This window comes from Streptococcus mitis, assembly GCF_003942795.1.
Classification (GTDB): domain Bacteria; phylum Bacillota; class Bacilli; order Lactobacillales; family Streptococcaceae; genus Streptococcus; species Streptococcus mitis_BJ.
In genome coordinates, this window is record NZ_RJNY01000019.1 from 19,428 (window position 1) to 40,768 (window position 21,341).

The window sequence follows — 21,341 nt, forward strand, 5'->3', positions numbered from 1 at the left end:
TAAAAATTTCAACTACTCTTATCTATAATAAAGCTACCTGTTCTTTGAAAATTGAATCCACTCCGTCTTGATTAGCGTGCCTGTGTAAGTAGGGACTGAGAGTATTTCCCTGTGAAGGGCAACTGGCACAAGACGTGTGTGAGAATTTTCTAACAGACACGGAGTTTATCGTTACCAGACTTAAACGATGCGACAAACTAGATAAAGGAGTTAATCATGAAGGTAGTAAACTTGTATGATTTGAAACAAATGGGAAATAAAGGTGGTTGTACCATCCAATTGATTCATCACTTTCCTTTTGGTATGGGCTTAGGACATCTCAAAAAAGACTACATTGAATTTAAACGTGTTGGTATCTTTGATGGGAAAGCAGTAGAAGTTACTCTTCGAGAACCTTATTCGAGAGATTTACTGCAGGTTGTCAAATCGATTAAGCAACGTCAGAAATTGATAGCTTATCGTTATAAAGAAGGAAAGCTGCTATTTGTGAAGAAGGAGGCCTCGGATGTCCTCTGAACAACAGGAACGAATGGCAGTTCAATATGCAGAGCGTAGTCTTTTATTTACTGTAAAAAGTCTCTTAAAGATTCTAGAATGGTCTAGACGTCAGGCTTTAGCACAGGATTCCGCCTATAAGATAGGGGTGCAGAAATTAGAAGAATTGCTACAATCTCCTTATTCGATTGATACGATTAATCTGAAAAAAGATTTTTTAGACAAACCAATTGATATAGAGAAATTTAAAGATTTTTTAGAAAAAGAAGAGATTCCTTTAGCCATCGCTTGGCAAGGGGATTCTCTGCATTTCTACACGAAAGACCGTTCGATTCTAGACAATCATTTAGACCATCTGTTAGAAAAAATGGTTAATGATCCGGAGAAATTAGCTGATTTTACCATGGATAAGTCATTAGACGATGCAATTGATGAGGCTAAATCCCAAATTACCTTTAGACAAGAAGGAGCCGTCAAACAGAAAGAGATGGTGAGATGATGTACAGTGGAAAGAAATTCCTACTATTCTCACTGTTAGGTATCTTACTAGGCTATCTTTTTCATCGTTTGACGCTTTTGTATGATTCCTATACTGGAAATACTTTAGATAAATGGACTCATCTTCTGATGGAAGGTCAAGATCAAGTTCTTCAGTCGCCATGGAATGTTTCTTTTACTGGAAAATCAAGTGCTTTTTTTCTACTAGGCTTTGTGATGATGTTGCTGGTTTATCTCTATCTAGAGACTGGTAAAAAACAATACCGAGAAGGGGTAGAATACGGGAGCGCCCGTTTTGGAACTCTAAAAGAAAAGAAGCTCTTTTACGGTAAGGAATTTTCTCATGATACGATTTTAGCACAAGATGTTCGTTTGACATTATTAGATAAAAAACCACCCCAATATGATAGAAATAAGAATATTGCGGTGATCGGAGGTTCAGGAAGTGGGAAGACCTTTCGCTTTGTGAAACCCAATCTGATTCAGATGAATAGTTCTAATATTGTAGTGGATCCTAAAGATCACTTGGCCGAAAAAACAGGCAAACTCTTTTTAGAACATGGCTACCAAGTAAAGGTGTTAGATTTAGTCAATATGAAGAACTCAGATGGCTTTAATCCTTTTCGCTATATAGAGACAGAAAACGATTTGAATCGCATGCTGACGGTTTATTTCAATAACACAAAAGGCTCTGGCTCTCGTAGTGATCCATTTTGGGATGAAGCTTCTATGACTTTGGTACGAGCTTTAGCCTCCTACTTGGTCGATTTCTATAACCCACCTAAAACAAGAGAACAGCTCATAGAAGAAAGTCGTTTAAGTCAAAAGGAATATCAAAACTTGTTGAAACGTCAAAAAAAAGAAGTGGAAGAGCGAAAAAAACGAGGGCGTTATCCAAGTTTTGCTGAAATCTCAAAACTCATTAAACACTTATCCAAGGGTGAAAACCAAGAAAAAAGTGTCTTAGAAATTTTATTTGAAAATTATGCTAAAAAGTATGGGACTGAAAATTTTACCATGCGAAATTGGGCAGATTTTCAAAATTATAAGGATAAGACCCTGGATTCTGTTATAGCTGTAACCACTGCTAAATTTGCCCTCTTCAATATTCAAAGTGTCATGGATTTGACCAAAAGAGATACCCTTGATATGAAGACATGGGGCAAGGAAAAATCAATGGTTTACTTAGTTATCCCAGATAACGATAGTACCTTTCGCTTTCTTTCAGCCCTCTTTTTTTCAACCGTATTTCAAACCCTGACAAGACAAGCAGATATTGATTTTAAGGGGCAATTGCCTCTTCATGTGAGATTTTACTTAGATGAGTTCCCAAATATCGGAGAAATTCCAGATTTTGCTGAACAAACCTCAACAGTCCGTTCTCGGAACATGAGTCTCGTTCCTATTCTTCAAAATATTGCCCAACTTCAAGGGCTCTATAAAGAAAAAGAAGCTTGGAAAACCATTCTTGGGAACTGTGATAGCTTAGTCTACTTAGGTGGTAATGATGAAGATACCTTTAAATTTATGAGTGGTTTACTCGGTAAACAAACCATTGATGTTCGAAATACTAGTCGTTCCTTTGGCCAGACAGGTTCAGGATCCCTTTCTCATCAAAAGATTGCTCGTGATTTAATGACACCTGATGAAGTCGGAAATATGAAACGGCATGAATGCTTGGTTCGAATTGCCAATATACCTGTCTTTAAAAGCAAAAAGTACAATTCCACTAAGCATCCAAACTGGAAATACCTAGCCAATCAAGAAACCGATGAACGGTGGTGGAACTATCAAATCAATCCTTTAAATCAAAGACAAGAAAATCATCTTGAAGGCCTTAGAATTCGTGATTTAACTTTTGAATCTAGTTTAAAATAAAAATAGAAAAGAGGAAATAGATGATTACGCATTTTAAAGGTTTTGTTTATGGAGTAGACGCTAGTGCCATGTTTGCACAAGCTATGTCTTTGTTACAGAAGGGATTGATTGCCGTTGGTGCCTTTCTCGTTGTTGTGGGGATTGTCAATCTTGCAACCAACATTAAAGATGGTGGACCAGGTGTTCGGAATGCCATTCTGGAAATTGTCGGTGGTGTTATGGTCGGGGCTGCTGGAGCCTTTGTAACCCAGATTTCAATTTAGGAGGATAAACAATGACATGAATCTTAGTTTAGTCTCACCCTTTGTTTACCTTGCATCTGAAAAAATATCAGCTGAAAATTTATTTGAAGGATTTAATGTGGATTTACAATCTACGGTAGATCTGATTAAATCTCTATCTAGCTACAATCCAACTGTTTGGACTTATATGTCTAGTATTACTAAAAGTGTCATGCAGCCTCTTGGAGTTGCGATTTTATCAGTTGTTCTCATCTTAGAATTTTCGAAGATGGCAAAGAAAATTGCTAACTCAGGTGGAGCGATGACCTTTGAAGCATTAGCGCCGATGTTGATTAGTTATATTATGGTCGCAGTTGTAATTACCAATACTACCGTTATTGTAGAAGCTATCATCGGGATTGCGAGTCACGCCATTGAACAAGTGGCTTCGATTGTGGCTCACGGTGGGGCAAAGTATGATACACTCTCTGGATTAAAAGGTTCAGGATTTATTGGCCGTATGATTGTGGGCTTTTTCGCCCTCCTCATTTGGCTTGTTCGGATAGTAAGTGCAGCCATGGTTAATCTTTTGGTATCTATTCGATTTATTCAACTCTACCTTATGATTCCATTTGCCCCTCTTACGATTCCAACATTTTTAAGTGATGAATGGAAGTCTATTGGTATTGGCTATTTAAAAAATATTATGGTTTATGCGGTACAAGGGGTTCTCATTTTTCTGATTGTATCTCTTGTTCCTTTGTTTGAATCTGCTGGGAAAATAGCTGTTTCAAATGGTGCAGGAGTCCTGCAATCACTTGCGATTATGTTTGGTAGTTTGGTACAAGCTATCTTACTGATTATTGCCCTCGTTGGTTCTCAACGTACGGCTCGCTCAATCTTAGGTATGTAATTAGATAAAGGCTAGGAAGTGGTTGCTTCTTAGCCTTTTAAGAAAGGAAAGTCATGAATACACGTGTCTTTAAAGATATCTCAAAATACCAACACAGGGCTTGGTTAGGCTTCACTACAAGACAAATCATCTTTGTTTTACCAGCCTTTATTGTCACAATTATTGTTTTGGGCTTGAATCTCTTTTTCTGGCAATTTGGAGATTGGTTTGTTTACGGTTTTGTGTTTGCTTTTACCATCCCCCTCATGCTTTTTGGAGTCTATAAACCCAATGATTTATATTTTGAACATTATTTGAAATACCGTCTTCATTTTGAATTAACGGTTCCCCTACGCACAATTACAGGAAAGAAAGGACCTGAACATGAAAAGAAAATCAAATACATTAAAGAAACAAAAAACTTCAATGACTAATAAAAAGGAAAAAGTTAAAGGGAAAAAAGAGGAAGTGTTACCCTCAACGGCTAATACTCTTTCCTATCAAGCCCTGTATCAAAATGGTCTGATGCAGGTAAAAGAAGATTATTTCTCACAAAGCTATTTACTTGGTGATGTCAATTATCAGACCGTTGGTTTGGAAGATAAGGGCGCAATCATTGAGAAGTATTCTGATTTGATTAACTCCTTAGATGACCAAACCAACTTCCAATTGACTATCTTTAATAAAAGATTGAATTTAGAAAAATTCAGACAAAGTGTTTTGTATGAGGAAAAAGAAGATGGGTATGATAGCTATCGTAAAGAATTGAATCGGATGATGAATCAAAATTTAGACAGTGGGGAAAATAACTTTTCAGCTGTGAAACTGATTAGCTTTGGAAGAAAGGATACTAATCCCAAACAAGCCTATCGTTCCTTGTCTCAAATTGGAGAATATTTCAAGAGTGGTTTCTCAGAAATTGATGCTCGCTTTGAGTCCTTGGCTGGCGAAGAACGGGTGAACTTGTTGGCGGATATGCTTAGAGGAGAACACCATCTTCCTTTTTCTTACCGTGATTTAACGAGATCTGGTCAGACAACTCGTCACTTCATAGCACCTAATATCTTAGATTTTAAAAACAAGAATTACCTACAAATTAATGACCGCTTATTGCAGATTGTCTATGTGAGAGACTACGGCATGGAATTAGGGGATCAGTTTATTCGAGACCTCATGCAAGGAGATTTGGAATTGATTGTGAGCCTCCATGCTCAAAGTTCGACCAAGGCAGATGCTATGAAGAAACTACGAACAAAGAAGACCTTGATGGAATCCCAAAAGATTGGGGAACAACAAAAACTAGCTCGTACAGGTATCTATTTGGAAAAAGTAGGTCATGTATTAGAAAGCAATATCGATGAAGCTGAGGAACTCTTAAAAACCATGACAGAGACAGGAGATAAACTTTTTCAAACGGTCTTCTTGATTGGTGTTTTTGGTCAGGATGAAGAAGAACTCAAACAAGCCCTAGACACGATCCAACAAGTGGCCGGCTCAAATGACCTAATGATTGATAAACTTCCATATATGCAAGAAGCAGCTTTTAATAGTTTGCTGCCATTTGGTTGTGATTTTTTAGAGGGAGTATCACGGAGTTTATTAACGTCCAATGTAGCAGTGAACTCTCCATGGACTTCAGTAGACTTACAAGACCGTAGTGGGAAATATTACGGTATCAATCAAATATCAAGTAATATTATTACCATTGATCGCAGCCTATTAAATACACCGTCTGGTCTGATTTTAGGAACATCAGGAGCTGGGAAAGGGATGGCAACCAAGCATGAAATTATCACAACCAAAATCAAGGAATCTGGTGAAAATACTGAAATTATCATCGTGGATCCAGAAGCAGAATACAGTGTCATTGGACGAGCTTTTGGAGGAGAAATGATTGATATTGCGCCTGATTCCCAAACCTATCTCAATGTCCTTGACTTGTCTGAGGAAAATATGGATGAGGATCCTGTTAAGGTAAAATCAGAATTTCTTTTATCCTTTATCGGCAAGTTATTGGATAGAAAAATGGATGGGAGAGAAAAATCAATTATCGACCGAGTCACCAGACTCACCTATCAGTCATTTAAAGAGCCTTCTTTGGAAGAATGGGTCTTTGTCTTGAGTCAACAACCAGAAGAAGAAGCGCAGAATTTGGCACTTGATATGGAACTGTATGTCGAAGGTTCTCTTGATATTTTTTCTCATAAGACCAATATTCAGACAGGATCTAACTTCTTAATCTATAACGTTAAAAAGTTAGGAGATGAGCTGAAACAAATCGCTCTTATGGTAGTGTTTGATCAGATATGGAATCGTGTTGTTCGGAACCAAAAATTAGGGAAGAAGACCTGGATTTATTTTGATGAAATGCAGCTTCTCTTACTAGATAAATATGCCAGTGATTTCTTCTTTAAATTGTGGAGTCGTGTCAGAAAATATGGAGCTAGTCCGACTGGAATAACTCAAAACGTTGAAACCTTATTGTTAGATCCAAATGGTAGACGGATTATTGCAAATAGTGAATTTATGATTCTCCTCAAGCAAGCAAAAAATGACCGAGAAGAACTGGTTCAACTCTTAGGCTTGTCAAAAGAACTCGAAAAATACCTTGTCAATCCAGAAAAAGGGGCAGGACTGATAAAAGCTGGTTCAGTTGTCGTTCCCTTTAAAAATAAGATTCCTCAAGGTACTCAATTGTTTGATATCATGAGTACGGATCCTGATAAAATGGCTTCTAATTAAGGGGAAGGTAAATGAAGGATAAAAGAGAAAACATACGTGCCCGAAAGGCATTTAGAAGAAGTCTAAAAGATGAGAAGAAATTCTTGAAACAAGGAAAGAGGGAGGTGAAGAAACAGAAAAAAGATTCCGCTGTACTGGATGAAAAAGCATGGAAAAAAGAGATAAAAGAAAAGCTAGAGGAGATGAGAGAAGCTTCAAAGGAGAGAGTAAAACAAGCAAATGAAGACTACAATCATATTCTTCAAAATAGTCCTCCATCTCTTTTGAATCGTAAAGAATTAAGAGACAGACGATTACCTCATGCTAGGAAACGATTAAAAATAGCCAAGAAGCAATTTAGAGAAGCCAAGGTAGAAGCAAAAGAAGAAAGAAAAGAGAGTCGTAAAGAAAGAAAAACCAATCAAAAATTTCTCTATGGTCAGGAACTGAAACATAAATCTAATTTTTTCTTTCAAGGGAAGAGTTTAGAAGAATTAAAAGCTAAGAAAGAAGTCAAGGCCGCAAAAGAGAATCTAAAATCTACTAAACAAGCCTATAAGTCCAAAAAAGTCAGTAGGAAAGCCAAAACTTTTCTTTATGTCCTTGGACGTGAAGGAGGAGAGTTAGCTTCAGAAAATGAAGATTTAGAAGGCTATCGCACACTTCAAGAGACCATTAGAAAAGGGAAACGCTACAGTCGGCTTTCTTATAACATTGGGAAAGCTAGTGTCAAAACAGGACAAGCAACAGGTCGTTTTACCAAGAAAAGACTAACCAACACAAAAGAGCGATACCATCATTTTAAGGATGGAAAAGGATGGAAACTAGCGAAAGAGAATCCAAGTTCCTTTAAAAATCGGTTTCGAAAATTAAAGAAACAAGGTCTTACAAGTGTCCGAAATATCTATCGAAAACTAAAAGCAACCTTTTCCTTCTTTACATTTGCGGCTGGAAATCCTGTAACCTGGATAGTTGGAGGAATAGTCTTTCTTCTCTTATTTATGATGAGCTTCTTTTTAGGATTTTCATCTGCTAGTTTAATTCAACAAGATGAATTTGAATTAACAAAAGCTTATACCCACCTAACTTGGGAAGATGCAGAACATACTCGCACAAATGACAAAGGAATTACTTATTACACAAAAGTTGATGATGTGATGGGGTATATGAACTTTAAATTCCATGACTATGAGTTAAACAAACCAGTTCACTTATTTAGTTCCGAAACTTACAAGGATTATCTGTCTACTTTGTGGCATGATTTAAACGATGGAGATGATTTGAAATCCATGCAAGACCTTTATGAAACTCCTAAGTATAAACTATCGAAAGACGATCAAGAGGAAATGAAGGAACTAAAAGAAGAAGGTGTCTATGCTTCCATGCAGGAATTGGACAATCCATTTGAGGGGAAAAGCAATGAAGATAGTCTAACCATGATTTATCGTTATGGATACTATGATTTAGATGGAAAACCTACTCTTCAGGAGTACATTCTACTAGAAGCGAAGGCTCACCAAACGATTGTCGCACCAATGGATGGGGTCGTATCACTAGATGGTGACAATATAATTCTCACTAACGGAAAAGGAGAGAATGAGAGTCGATTGACCTTGTATTCTATTCATAATGGCCGTGCGATTGAGGGTACAAGAGTCCTAACGGGTGATATTATTGGTGAAACATCAGACGATACAGGTTTGAAAGTTTCCTATCAAAAGTATAAGAACAAGAAAGAAAAATTGGTGTATGTCAATCCGCAATTTTATTTTCCCAAAGTCATTCAACTTCAGACAACTATCTTACCTGCCATTGGTCAGTTTGGTGGGGATGAGTTTGAACGAGCAAAACATATTTATGAGTTTTTGAAATCTCAAGGGGCAAGTCCCCAAGCCATTGCGGCTATTTTAGGAAATTGGTCGGTAGAGTCTTCTATTAATCCTAAACGAGCTGAAGGAGATTATTTATCTCCTCCTGTTGGCGCTACCGATTCCTCATGGGATGATGAAAGCTGGTTAGCGATTGGAGGTCCAGCCATTTATAGTGGTGCTTATCCTAATATTCTTCATAGAGGTCTAGGTTTAGGGCAATGGACAGATACCGCAGATGGGTCAACACGGCATACAGCCTTGTTAAATTATGCACGCACCCAAAATAAGAAATGGTATGATTTAGACCTACAACTTGATTTTATGCTTCATGGGGATAGTCCTTACTATCAAAGTTGGTTAAAGGATTTCTTTAAAAATACAGGCAGTGCAGCCAATCTGGCCCAACTCTTTCTGACCTATTGGGAGGGAAATTCTGGTGACAAACTACTGGAAAGACAAACCAGAGCAACGGAATGGTATTACCAAATTGAAAAAGGCTTTAGTCAAACAAATGGAGGACAGGCAAAAAGTGATCCACAATCCCTTGAAGGGGTTCGTGGGGACTTGTATGATCATTCTGTTCCTGGTGGTGGAGATGGTATGGCCTATGCTTATGGACAATGTACATGGGGTGTTGCGGCTCGTATGAACCAGTTAGGCTTAAAATTAAAAGGTAGAAATGGAGAAAAGATTTCAATCATTAATACCATGGGAAATGGTCAAGACTGGGTTGCGACAGCTTCAAGTCTTGGTGGGGAAACGGGCTCTACACCAAGAGCAGGTGCTATTGTTTCTTTTGTAGGAGGTACACATGGTACACCAGCCAGCTATGGTCATGTGGCTTTTGTAGAGAAGGTCTATGATGATGGTTCTTTCCTTGTGTCTGAAACCAACTATGGGGGCAACCCTAACTATACCTTTAGAAAAATCTCTCAAGCAGATAGTGCCATCAGTTTTGCTTATACGACCAAATAGAAGAGTTTACACTTGAAATTGTAGCTATTTAAAGATACAATATGTCTATAAATGAGTGGTCGGCTCATGGTCAATCTGATAGTAATCTTGGACATAAGGGCCAAGCGGTGGCGGACACCAGAACAAAATCCGATAGCAATCTTGGACGTACGGGCCAAGCGGTGGCAGACACCAGAATAAACCGACTGATTAGGTGGCTTACAGGTTCAGTAAGTCATCTTTTTTATTTGAAAAAACAGTAAGAAAGCGTAAAAAATCAATTCCTGTACTAGCGTGTAATTGAAATTTTTTAGTTTTGGCGTTAGAACTGTTTCCTCAGTCCTAGCCCCTTCTCTTTTTGATAAGTATGCTTGGCAGAAAGTAGTTTGTAAATGATTCTGAGAATCTTATGAGCATAAGCAATGACGGCCTTCATCTTGCTTACTCTTTGGGAAATTCGATTATAAAAAAAAGAAAAAGCTGGATCCTTGGAATGTGCTGCAATTAATCCCGACATGGTCAAAGCCTGTTTTATTTAGCGATTTCCTTGCGTGATGTGTGAGGATTTTTTAATGCCAGCACTATAGGCTAAACATCTTTTTCTGTCATGAGTTAGCAGGCTCTGCCTGATTAGAGTTTTACATGTAATCTATTTTAATAGTAATGTTTTATCATTTTCAGGAGAACGCAGTTTTGGCTCGTTCTCTTTTTTGTTGTGATACTTCTTTCAAGGAATATTTGGTAGGATTGGAGTGAAAAAAGATTAACTAAGAAAGAAGGAAGTATATGGAAGCCATTTATCAACGTGATTCGGATCAAGATGGACTGACTGACGCTCAAGAATTTGCGCTAGGAACCAATCCTCTTAGCGCAGATTCTGATGGTGATGGTCGTTCAGATTTAGTGGAAATAGAAGAAGGAACCAATCCCTTAGAAAAGGATTTACAAGACATAGACCAAACAAGTATCACTGAACCGTCCTCAGTATTTATGGAAATGAAACAAAAGATTTCAGATATGATGGAGAGTCACTACAAGGAATTTATACAGGCTCTGATTAGTATTGAAACAGGGATTGAAAACCAACAAGACCTAGAAGACTTATATACTTACTACATGAGAACGGATGCCGTTTCTCTTTTATCTAGTGATTTAGAAATCAGTCCTCAAGAGGTTGAAATGGAGATAGAGTTGTAGGGGAATCATGTGATTCTCCTATTTTCGTATAGATGAAAGGAGCGAGTATGGAAGTAATACAATTATTGGCTATGTTTCGTGGAACAATTCCAAAAGATAGAGAGAAAATGGACTTATTTCTTCGTTATCAAGCGCAACATTTTGATGAGAAATGGCAGAATTTGGTAGAGAGTTTTTTGACTGAAGAGGGCAAGATAGAGGAGATACCTCATGTCTATTCGTTTCATCAAGATATTATCTCTTTCCTAGAGGCCAGTTCTGAAAATAATGACCAAGATTTAGAAAGTTACACAAGAAATTTTGGACAAGCAGGTCTAAGTAAATTATCTCAATTAAGTAATTTTGAGAAAAACTTGGTGCTAGAAGTCGCAACCTATAATCTTTTCACTCGATTTTACATCCAATCTGAGAAAGAGAAGCTAACACCATTAAGTGAGCTTGTATTTCATCAGAATCAGGATGTCAATTTAGTCAATGTCTATCGGGTTGCGAATAATCTATCTGACCGCATTAGTAGAGATATAGAGGAGTTTCTTCTAATGGTTGATTCCAAAGAACTAAAAAAAGAAGTTCTTGAGATTCATTTTGAAGAAAAAGAAGGAGATGTTCTAGCCTATTTGGGTTCAGAATTGATGGCTACTTTAGATATCGTTACGGATCTTGTCCATCATGAAGAAAACTACACACAACTCCCACTGACACAAAAGCTGAAAATTATTACTTATTTTGATGAAGTAAAGGCTATAAGAGAAAAGTCTAAGCAAGTAGAGGAAGCAGTCTTACCTTTAGATAATATTGACCAGGTAGAAGAAAATGTGGAAGTTCATTCCCTATCTAAAGTAGATAAAATTGTAGAAGAAGCTTTGAGGGAATATCCAATCGGTTCACAAGTAAGTTATAAAGGACAAGTATTTCAGTTGGTTTCGATTGAAAATGCGCAGTTAAATGACTTAGTTCGCCTAGAGCTATTCAATGATTCCAACCAGTTATTTGAAGAGAATCCTATCTTATACTTGAACAGTTTGGAAGAGATTGAACAAGTATTGTCTCATTTAGAACTTGAAAAAGAAGATTCAGAGATTGAGATTGAATCACCAAGTGAAAGCCAGGAAATAGATCTGTTTTCCTACCTGGAAGAAGAAAATGAAAAGGATAAGGAAACAGAAACGCTTATTGTAGGCATAGAAGAGACGGATGTCCCTGTTCAAGATTTTGTTTTTCCAGATGATTTAGAGGACTTTTATCCTAAGACAAATCGAGAAAAAATTGAAACGAATATCGCCGCAATTGATCTTGTTAAAAGATTAGAAAAAGAGAGACGACAAGCAAGTCCAGAAGAACAAGAACTACTAGCCAAGTATGTTGGATGGGGTGGTCTTGCTAATGAATTTTTCGATGAACTCAATCCAAAGTATGAAGCAGAACGTTTAACTCTTAAGAGTTTAGTAAGTAAATCAGAATACTCCACCATGAAACAAAGTTCTCTCACAGCCTATTATACAAACCCAATGATTATTCGCCAGATTTGGCAAAAATTACTGGATGATGGTTTTGAGGGAGGAAGGATATTAGATCCTTCTATGGGGACTGGGAACTTCTTTGCGGCGATGCCTAGAAGTATACGAGATAAATCAGAGCTCTATGGGGTTGAATTAGACAGTGTGACAGGCGCAATCGCAAAACAACTCCACCCCAATACCCATATTGAAGTGCGAGGATTTGAAGAAGTTCCCTATCAAAATAATAGTTTTGATTTAGTCTTAACGAATGTTCCTTTTGGAAATTTTCGCATTGCCGATAAAAACTACGATAAACCTTATATGATTCATGATTACTTTGTCAAACACTCACTTGATTTAGTAAGAGACGGAGGACAAGTGTCGATTATCTCATCTATTGGGACAATGGATAAGCGGACAGATAATGTCTTACAAGAGATTAAAACCAACACTCATTTTTTAGGGGGTGTTCGTTTGCCGGATACGGCTTTTAAAACGATTGCAGGTACTCGAGTGACCACAGATCTCCTCTTCTTTCAAAAGGATCAAGCAAAGAATCTTAATGAGGAGGAACTTGTCTTTAGTGGCTCTATTCCCTTTGAGGAAGATAAGCGTGTCTGGATCAATCCTTATTTTGATGGGAAATACAACACACAAGTTTTGGGTGAATATGAAGTACGTAATTTTAATGGAGGAACCCTCAATGTAAAGGGGGAATCAGAAACATTATCTACTGATATAATGAAAGCATTCGAGAATGTGGGAGCACCTAAACAAATTGACAATTCTTTGAAAGCACCTGTTTTTATCCAAGAAGAAGTGGATAATTCGATCCCAAGTCGTATACGTGAGGACTTAGCGCTCTATTCTTTTGGATATGAGGGTAATCAAATTTATTACCGAGATACGCATGGCATTCGGAAAAGTTCAAAAGTAGACGAAATTAGTTATTATGTAGATGAGAAGGGAGATTTTAAAGCTTGGGACAGTTCTTTGTCTGAACATAAAATAGACCGATTCGTGCAACTTCATTTGACAGAAGAGGAAGCACTAGATGTTTACAAGTCAGAAGAAGCGAGTAAAAGAGGGAAATATAAGGGACTGTTCAAAAAAACTGTCTTTTATGAAAGTCCCTTATCGGATAAGGATATTAGTCGCATTAAGGGCATGGTTGATTTGAGAGAGACCTATCAATCCTTAATTGAAATTCAACGTCATCAAGATTATAGTCGGACAGAATTTCAGGTGTTACTTAGTAAACTCAATCATAACTATGACCGCTTTGTAAGTCAATTTGGATACTTGAATGCCTCAGTCAATCGGAACTTATTTGATAGTGACGATAAGTATTCTTTACTAGCAAGTTTAGAAGATGAATACATCGATTCTAAAGACCAGAAAGTAAAATATAAAAAATCTTTAGCCTTTGAGAAAGCATTGGTTAGACCAGAGAGAGAGATTACAAGAGTATCAACGGCTTTAGATGCCTTAAACTCCAGTTTATCGGATGGTAGAGGAGTTGATTTAGACTATATGGTATCAATTTATCCCGAACATAGCCAAGCTGCTATTTTAGATGAGTTAGGTGACCAGGTTTTAATGGATCCAGAAAGTTATTTAAGAGGGGAAAGAAAATATCTTTCTAAGAACCAGTTTTTGTCAGGAGATATTCTCAATAAGATAGAAGTAGTTCAACTATTAGTAGATGAAAACAACCAAGAATTTGACTGGTCTCATGCTTTAGATTTGTTAGAATCTGTTCGCCCTCCACGGATTCATCTGGCAGATATTGAGTTCAAAATAGGGTCACGTTGGATTCCTCAATCCGTTTATGGTAAATTTGCCTTTGAATGTTTTACCAATCGTGAATTTGAATTGTCTTCGCCAGATGTTGAACAAGTCATTGAAGTGAATCCTGTCGATGGGCAGGTTCATTTAAGGACATCATTTGCTTATCGCTATCCAAGTGCCAAAGATAGTAGTCTTGGAGTCAGTGGGTCACGTTATGATACAGGAAGAAAGATTTTTGAGAATTTACTAAATTCAAACCAACCGACGATTACTATGACTGTTACGGAAGGAGAAAAGAAAAAGACCATCACAGATTTGGAAAAAACCTCTGTTCTAAGAGCAAAAGAGCAGCATTTACAAGAGCTCTTTCAAGAATTTGTCTCACGGTATCCAGAAGTCCAACAAATCATTGAGGAAAGCTATAATCGTCTTTATAATCGAACGGTTAGTCGAGAGTATGACGGTAGCCATCTAGTCATTGATGGCTTGGCACAAAACATCAGTCTTCGTCCTCACCAAGAGAATGCCATTCAAAGAATCGTAGAAGAAAAAAGAGCCTTGTTAGCTCATGAGGTAGGTTCAGGAAAGACCTTGACCATGCTTGGTGCTGGGTTTAAATTAAAGGAGTTGGGAATGGTTCATAAGCCCTTGTATGTGGTGCCCTCTAGTTTGTCTGCTCAATTTGGCCAAGAAATCATGAAATTTTTCCCTACTAAAAAGGTCTTTGTGACCACTAAGAAAGATTTTGTGAAGGCGAGAAGAAAACAATTTGTATCACGTATTATTACAGGAGATTACGATGCCATTGTCATTGGTGATTCTCAATTTGAAAAAATCCCTGTCAGTAAGGAAAGACAGATGAACTATATTGAGGATAAACTCAATGAACTACGAGAGATTAAAACACATTCTGAAAATAAGTATACCGTTAAAGAAGCGGAACAATCAATTAGTGGTTTAGAGAGACAATTGGAAGAACTGCAACGCTTCAATCGTGATAGTTTTATTGATTTTGAAAACTTAGGAATTGATTTTCTCTTTGTGGATGAAGCACATCACTTTAAAAATATACGTCCAATTACTGGACTTGGAAATGTAGCCGGGATTACCAATACAACCTCTAAGAAGAACGTGGATATGGAAATGAAGGTTCGACAGATTCAGGAAGAACATGATTTTAAAAATATTGTCTTTGCGACAGGAACACCTGTTTCCAATTCTATTAGTGAGTTGTATACTATGATGAACTATATTCAACCAGATATCTTAAAACGCTATCAAGTTGATTATTTTGACTCTTGGGTAGGTGCTTTTGGAGAAATTCAAAACTCTATGGAATTAGCTCCTACAGGGGATAAGTACCAACCTAAGAAACGATTTAAAAAGTTTGTCAATCTACCTGAGTTGATGAAAATCTATAAAGAAACAGCCGACATTCAAACACAAGATATGTTGGATTTACCTGTTCCAGAAGCTCATATTATCCCTATTGAGAGTGAGTTAACTGAAAATCAGAAACTCTATTTAGAAGAATTAGTTATGAGGTCAGATGCGGTTAAATGTGGAACAGTTGATCCAAGCCAGGATAACATGTTAAAAATTACGGGTGAGGCACGGAAACTAGCTATTGATATGCGTTTATTGGACTCTAGTTATAGTCTAGCAGACAATCATAAACTGCTTCAGGTAGTGGATAATGTTGAAAGAATTTATCGTGAGGGAATGGAAAATAAGGCTACTCAGATGATTTTTTCAGATATTGGAACACCTAAGAAAAAGGATAATGGCTTTGATGTCTATTCTGAAATAAAGGCTTTATTGGTTGATAGAGGAATCCCTAGTAAGGAAATTGCCTTTGTACATGATGCCAATAGTGATGAAAAAAAGAATAGTTTGTCTCGAAAGGTCAATGCAGGAGAGGTGCGGATTCTCCTTGCCTCAACTGAAAAAGGAGGAACAGGTTTAAATGTTCAGAGCAAGATGAAAGCAGTTCATCACCTGGATGTACCGTGGAGACCAAGTGACATTCAGCAACGCAATGGACGTATTATCCGACAGGGAAATGAAAACAAGGAAGTAGATATTTACCACTATATTACCAAAGGTTCGTTTGATAATTATCTATGGGCAACTCAGGAGAACAAACTCCGCTATATTAAGCAGATTATGACATCTAAGGAGCCGATTCGTGCTGCAGAAGACATTGATGAACAGACTATGACAGCTTCTGATTTTAAGGCGCTAGCAACAGGTAATCCTTATCTCAAATATAAGATGGAGCTAGAGAATGATCTAACTCTATTAGAGAATCAGAGACGCGCCTTTCAACGCAGCAAGGATCACTATCGTCATACAATCTCTTACTGTGAAGAAAATATGCCCATTCTTGAGAAACGATTAAGCAAGTATGAAGGCGACATTCAACAGTCTGAAATGTCGAAAGACCAATCATTTTCTATGACGATAGGTAAACAAGTTTTTGAGCAACGAGCTGAAGCAGGTGAATCCCTACACCGTCTTATCCGTCATAATCAATCTGACAGCAAAGAATTTCGAACCCTAGCAAGTTATCGAGGATTTGACATTAAAATGCTTAGTCTACCAACGAATCAGCCTCTTCCTGAAACCTTCTCTGTTAAGATTGTAGGAGAAAATCAGTATTCTGTCAGTTTGGATTTGTATTCTCCTTTGGGGACAATTCAAAGGCTTCAGCATACGATAGACCACATTAAAGATGACCAAGTGAAAACTCAGAACTTATTGGATGAATTAAAGGATAAATGGACTACTGCTAAGGTAGAAATTGAGAAAAATTTTCCAAAGGAAGAGGATTATCAAACTAAAAAGGCCGAATACGATGTACTCGCGCCATTGATTGAAACAGAAACGGATTTAGATATTATTGATCAGGCCTTACGACAATTCCACGAAAAAGGAAAAGAAAAGCAAGAACAACTTTCTTTTGAATTAGATTAAAAAATAGATATAAATAGCGGACAAGAAAAGAAAAGCGCGGTAGAATAAAGATAGAAAGAAACGAGGTAACGATTATGATGGAAGATACCTATTATCAATTAGAAGAGGCTTTGGTACAGGGATTTCAAACACCTGAAGAATACCAAGCCTACAAGGAGTTAAAGGAACATTATGAGGAAGTGACAGGGGATTACAGTTTTTCTAAACGAGAGCTCACTAGTCAATTGGAAATCGCTCTTCAGAATCATCAAGGTGTGGACTTTGAAGAACATGAAAAAGAAGAGTATTTGGACTTAGTTCAAAAATTAGAAGAGTTTGATTCCTCTCTTGCCACCCATTATCGTCAGTTGATTGATTAGAAAGGAGAAAGTCATGAATGATTTACTCCTTATCCCAGTAATTTTTTTAGCAGTAGGAGGAATTCTCATTCTTTTATGGAGACTCTTTCTTATTGCCAGTGGACTTTTCCTTATTGGTTTTATCAGTTTTCTTATTTTCGTGGAGGTCTATGGAATTTATCTGTTCTTTACTGAACCTAGTTTATATTTTGATGATATCAGACAACATGGTTTAACTAGTTTTACGGCTGTGTACTTTTTCATCAATCTGATGTTGGTTCTAGGATTTAGTTGGCGCTTCATTAACTCCATAAATAAGCATAAAATGTGAACTTTTTAGATAGTTAAAAGACTTTATTCAAAGGTAGGTTTGAATAGAGTTTTTTGTTGATGTGCTTATAATCCAGTCTCAATACTCTGTATTAGAAACAAAAAGAGATGAATTAAAATTAAAGTGTACAGAATGCTTTAGAGTTTCTATTTTTCTTATAATATATAGTAATTTCGGTACAAATTAACTTGTATATTCTATCTGGTTTAGTGTGATATATTCATTGTTAAATAAAAATATGAGTTCTCCTCTTATTTTAAAAAATAATTATTTTATAATTTTTTTTTATATTTAGTGTAAACTATTCATTGCGTCCCCAATACGGGAAGTTTGTTTCTGATTTTCATATTTGGATTATAATATTCTCATCAGAGTTACTTAAGGAGTAAGATATGAACCAGATTATGAAACAATATAAATTACTATATTTCTTGATTATTTTATTAAGTTTGACAAGTGCTCTTTTAATGACATTCTTCTCTCTGCAATTAGGAAGAATACTTGATAGTATATCTAATTCAAATAGTGGATTACTCTTTCATATCACTATTTCTGTAGGTTCGATTTTACTGTGGTTCTTGATTTCTTCTTCCTATTCCTATCTTAAAAACGAATATGTAAAAAAAGTTATTTTAGATCTAAAAAGGCGTCTCTTATTACATTATTTATCGCGTGAATTTAACCAAACTGACAACCGTAACCATTCAGATTTCTTAAATAATATCACCAAAAACAGTGACCTTATTCAAGAAAATTTATTAATCCCTAAAATCTCTCTAATTGCAAATTTAGGGAGCCTTATCATGAGTGTGGTTGCTATTATTTATATAGAATGGCGATTAGCATTAGTCTTCCTTTTATTGTCGAGTATAACGGTTTTCCTATCACAAATTCCTGGAAAGTTAATGACTAAATCAACAAATAATTATTCTCTACAAAATAATCACTATTTGTCAAAAATGACAAACTTTATTAATGGTTTTGAACAAATTAAGTTATTAAATATTCAAAGCTGGACCCAAGAAAAAATTCAGGGAATCAGTTTAGAATTTGAAGAGTCCAGAAAAACATATCAATTCTTAAAAGACTTAGCTTCAACTACTGGGATTTTACTAAGTTTTGGCTCTCAACTATCCTGTATGGTCGCTGGTATCTTTTTTGTAAGAAATAACTTACTGACTATTGGATTACTAGTAGCAAGTATTCAATTATTAAACGGTGTTTTTGCTCCATTACAATCTATTCTTTACAATAAAAATTTAATCAGCAGTAGCAAGTCCATTATTGATAATATCCAGGAAAATCTATATGAGACAAATCAAGGAACTTCCCATAAAACAAGTACAATTGATTGTGATAACATTTCGACCATTTCTATTAGCCAATTACATTATGAAATTGAAAATAAAATATTATTTGATCATTTTTCCTATGAATTTAAAAAAGGCAAGCGCTATGCAATTATAGGTGCTTCAGGAGCTGGGAAAACAACTTTAGTAAAATTAATACTAAATTATTATCCAAAAAATCTTTATGATGGAGAAATAAAAATCAACGGAAAACAGAATATTGATATTTCCTCAGAGGAGTTATATAAAGATATTGCGTTTGTGCAAAAAAATGACTTTCTGATTGAAGGCAATATTCTAGAGAATATCAAATTGGCTAGAAACCTTCATTTAACTGAAAAATTAAGAAAATCCTTAGGTTTTAATGAAGACTTCCTTCGTAAAAACCTAGCTCAATCAAACCAAATCATTTCAGAAGGAGAAAAGCAACGAATTGATTTAGCTAGGTTTTTAGTCAAAACATATTCAGTTTATATATTTGACGAACCTACAAGTAACCTTGATCCAATAAAAGCAAAAGAAATAATGGATTACATTCTATCCATTAAAGATGCAATTGTTATTGTCATTACTCATGATCAAAATCCAGAAATATTGGAAGAGTTTGATCAGATTATTGTTTTATAATAGAAAGGAGGTGATGATCATGATTATGGAAGATTTCAACATTTTGGAGTTAGAATTTGAAGAAATTCGTGAAGAAGATACAACTAATTGGTACTTTATCTAAGATAATTTTAGATTTAGTTAATTTAAACTCTTAAAAAGAGAGTTTAAATTAGTTTGTATTAATAAAAAAGAAGTCAATAATATTAATCGACTTCTCGTGTATAACAGAAGCATGCATGTTCATCTTGCATGCTTTTATCAAATAGTTGAGGATATAAAATGGATAATTATTTCCCAAAATGGAACTAGGATAGAATCGTTTACCAATGGAAGAACGACAGATTAAGAATTGGAGCTGATGATGTTGATGTATTAGAAATTACAGGATACTCAGATTTTTGGTCAGATTTAATTTCTTGTTGCAATGGAATTAATAGCTTTGAAGAAATTAAAGATTTATTAAGAAAAAAATATGATATATCCGAAAATATTATAGAAAAATATATATCTAAATTTTCTGATCGTAATTTATTAGAAATATTAGATAGACCTGTAAATCAAATTGATCACTATTTAATTAATGAATCACTAGAAACTTATTATTCTAGTGAAGGTATTGGTGGGATTAAATTACTTGAAAAATTGAGTAATTTAAAAGTTACCATACTAGGATGTGGAGCCGGTGGTTCTCATATCGCATTACAATTAGCCCAATTAGGGGTAGGGCGACTTCATTTAGTCGATGATGATATTGTTAAAGAAAATAATATAAATAGGCAATCTATGTTTACCTTTAACGATATTGGTAAATATAAAGTTGACTGTGTAAAAGATTGTATTCTAAAACGTAATTATCAGTGTGTAGTCACAAAAAGAAAATTAAAAATGAGCACTGTTGATGCTGTAAAAAAAGAAATTTCTGAAAGTGACTGGGTATTTTGTTGTATGGATGAACCTCCTTATATAGCACAAAGATTAGTAAATAGAGCATGCTATTTATTTAATATCCCTAGTATATACTGTTTTAGCCAACGTAGCGCAGGTAAACTCTTATTTTGTAATCCTAATATTCAAAATATAGGCTGTGTTGATTGTTTACTTTATGAACAAGATAGTGATAACTTTCAAAATTTAGTTAAAAAATTTTCAAACTATGATGGAAAATTAATAACTGCAAATATTTTAACTAATATTCTATTATTGTCATCATGGGTTGTGAAGAAATGGTTAGATTGTGTAACAGAGAAAAATAGTAATGTTTGGAATACTTTATTTAGATTTGATTTTTATAGTTTTAGGGAAGATGAATTCAAGCACTTCTCTAAGCAATCTCATTGTCCTACATGTGGTCATGATTTCGATAAAAGTAAACTCTGGGAGATTCTAAAAATTGATGAATAAGAAAATTATATTTAAAAAAAATCAAGCAAGTAAATTTGCATATCTTTCATTGATGTTTGTTGCAGGTACTAGTATTGAGCAAGTAAATGAATTAGGATTTTCACATCTTATTGAACATTTACTAATACGAGCAGGGAATGAACAATCACTAAATGAATTGTTTGATATGAATGGTGCAGCTATTAAAGGAGAGACATCTAGAGATTATATTAATTTAAGTGGTTACTGTCTAGCTGAAGATTTCAATAAAATTTTTAAAATACTGATAAGTAGGATTTTCAATCTTTCTATTACTGAAGATGAACTATTGAGGGAAAAGA

The 21,341-nt window shown here is 35.6% G+C and carries 15 protein-coding genes; all 15 read left to right on the forward strand.

Features of this window, described 5'->3' with window-relative positions; genetic code table 11:
* The first annotated feature begins 216 nt into the window (after positions 1–216).
* Positions 217–516, forward strand: a complete 300-nt coding sequence (locus tag D8847_RS08365; RefSeq protein ID WP_000869753.1) for a hypothetical protein — start codon at positions 217–219, stop codon at positions 514–516.
* The gene (locus D8847_RS08370) at positions 506–994 is read left to right on the forward strand and encodes a hypothetical protein (RefSeq protein WP_000093682.1); all 489 of its coding nucleotides are present in this window, start codon (positions 506–508) and stop codon (positions 992–994) included. Before D8847_RS08365 ends, D8847_RS08370 begins: the two co-directional genes overlap by 11 nt.
* Positions 994–2,871 (forward strand): VirD4-like conjugal transfer protein, CD1115 family, encoded by a 1,878-nt coding sequence (locus D8847_RS08375; protein ID WP_125841263.1) that lies wholly within the window; start codon positions 994–996, stop codon positions 2,869–2,871. Before D8847_RS08370 ends, D8847_RS08375 begins: the two co-directional genes overlap by 1 nt.
* A gap of 20 nt (positions 2,872–2,891) precedes the next feature.
* Positions 2,892–3,134, forward strand: coding sequence for a hypothetical protein (locus D8847_RS08380; protein WP_000627865.1), 243 nt, complete (start codon positions 2,892–2,894; stop codon positions 3,132–3,134).
* A gap of 16 nt (positions 3,135–3,150) precedes the next feature.
* Positions 3,151–4,005 carry a conjugal transfer protein TrbL gene (locus D8847_RS08385; protein ID WP_001054259.1) on the forward strand — a complete coding sequence of 285 codons (855 nt, stop codon included), beginning with the start codon at positions 3,151–3,153 and terminating at the stop codon, positions 4,003–4,005.
* A gap of 53 nt (positions 4,006–4,058) precedes the next feature.
* Positions 4,059–4,418: a PrgI family protein gene (locus D8847_RS08390; protein ID WP_001097589.1), complete on the forward strand. Its 360-nt coding sequence runs from the start codon at positions 4,059–4,061 to the stop codon at positions 4,416–4,418.
* Positions 4,369–6,726, forward strand: a complete 2,358-nt coding sequence (locus tag D8847_RS08395; RefSeq protein ID WP_185757946.1) for a VirB4-like conjugal transfer ATPase, CD1110 family — start codon at positions 4,369–4,371, stop codon at positions 6,724–6,726. The genes D8847_RS08390 and D8847_RS08395 overlap by 50 nt, the downstream gene beginning before the upstream one ends.
* A gap of 11 nt (positions 6,727–6,737) precedes the next feature.
* Positions 6,738–9,551, forward strand: a complete 2,814-nt coding sequence (locus D8847_RS08400; protein WP_125841260.1) for a phage tail tip lysozyme — start codon at positions 6,738–6,740, stop codon at positions 9,549–9,551.
* A gap of 765 nt (positions 9,552–10,316) precedes the next feature.
* A complete protein-coding gene (locus D8847_RS08415; RefSeq protein WP_020998530.1) occupies positions 10,317–10,727 on the forward strand; it encodes a thrombospondin type 3 repeat-containing protein in 411 nt (136 codons plus the stop codon).
* Positions 10,728–10,774: 47 nt separating this feature from the next.
* Positions 10,775–16,993: a DEAD/DEAH box helicase family protein gene (locus D8847_RS08420; protein ID WP_185757947.1), complete on the forward strand. Its 6,219-nt coding sequence runs from the start codon at positions 10,775–10,777 to the stop codon at positions 16,991–16,993.
* A 74-nt stretch (positions 16,994–17,067) separates the two neighbouring features.
* Positions 17,068–17,352, forward strand: a complete 285-nt coding sequence (locus D8847_RS08425) for a DUF5962 family protein (RefSeq protein WP_000969637.1) — start codon at positions 17,068–17,070, stop codon at positions 17,350–17,352.
* A 13-nt stretch (positions 17,353–17,365) separates the two neighbouring features.
* On the forward strand, positions 17,366–17,662 hold the full coding sequence (locus D8847_RS08430) for a DUF5966 family protein (protein ID WP_000998890.1): 297 nt from the start codon (positions 17,366–17,368) through the stop codon (positions 17,660–17,662).
* Between the two features lie 392 nt (positions 17,663–18,054).
* The gene (locus D8847_RS08435) at positions 18,055–19,638 is read left to right on the forward strand and encodes an ATP-binding cassette domain-containing protein (RefSeq protein ID WP_001071847.1); all 1,584 of its coding nucleotides are present in this window, start codon (positions 18,055–18,057) and stop codon (positions 19,636–19,638) included.
* Positions 19,639–20,244: 606 nt separating this feature from the next.
* Positions 20,245–21,021 carry a HesA/MoeB/ThiF family protein gene (locus D8847_RS08440; RefSeq protein ID WP_260467779.1) on the forward strand — a complete coding sequence of 259 codons (777 nt, stop codon included), beginning with the start codon at positions 20,245–20,247 and terminating at the stop codon, positions 21,019–21,021.
* Positions 21,014–21,341, forward strand: a 328-nt coding sequence (locus D8847_RS08445; protein WP_142999093.1) for an insulinase family protein, incomplete at its 3' end; no start/stop codon positions are given. The genes D8847_RS08440 and D8847_RS08445, both read left to right, overlap by 8 nt.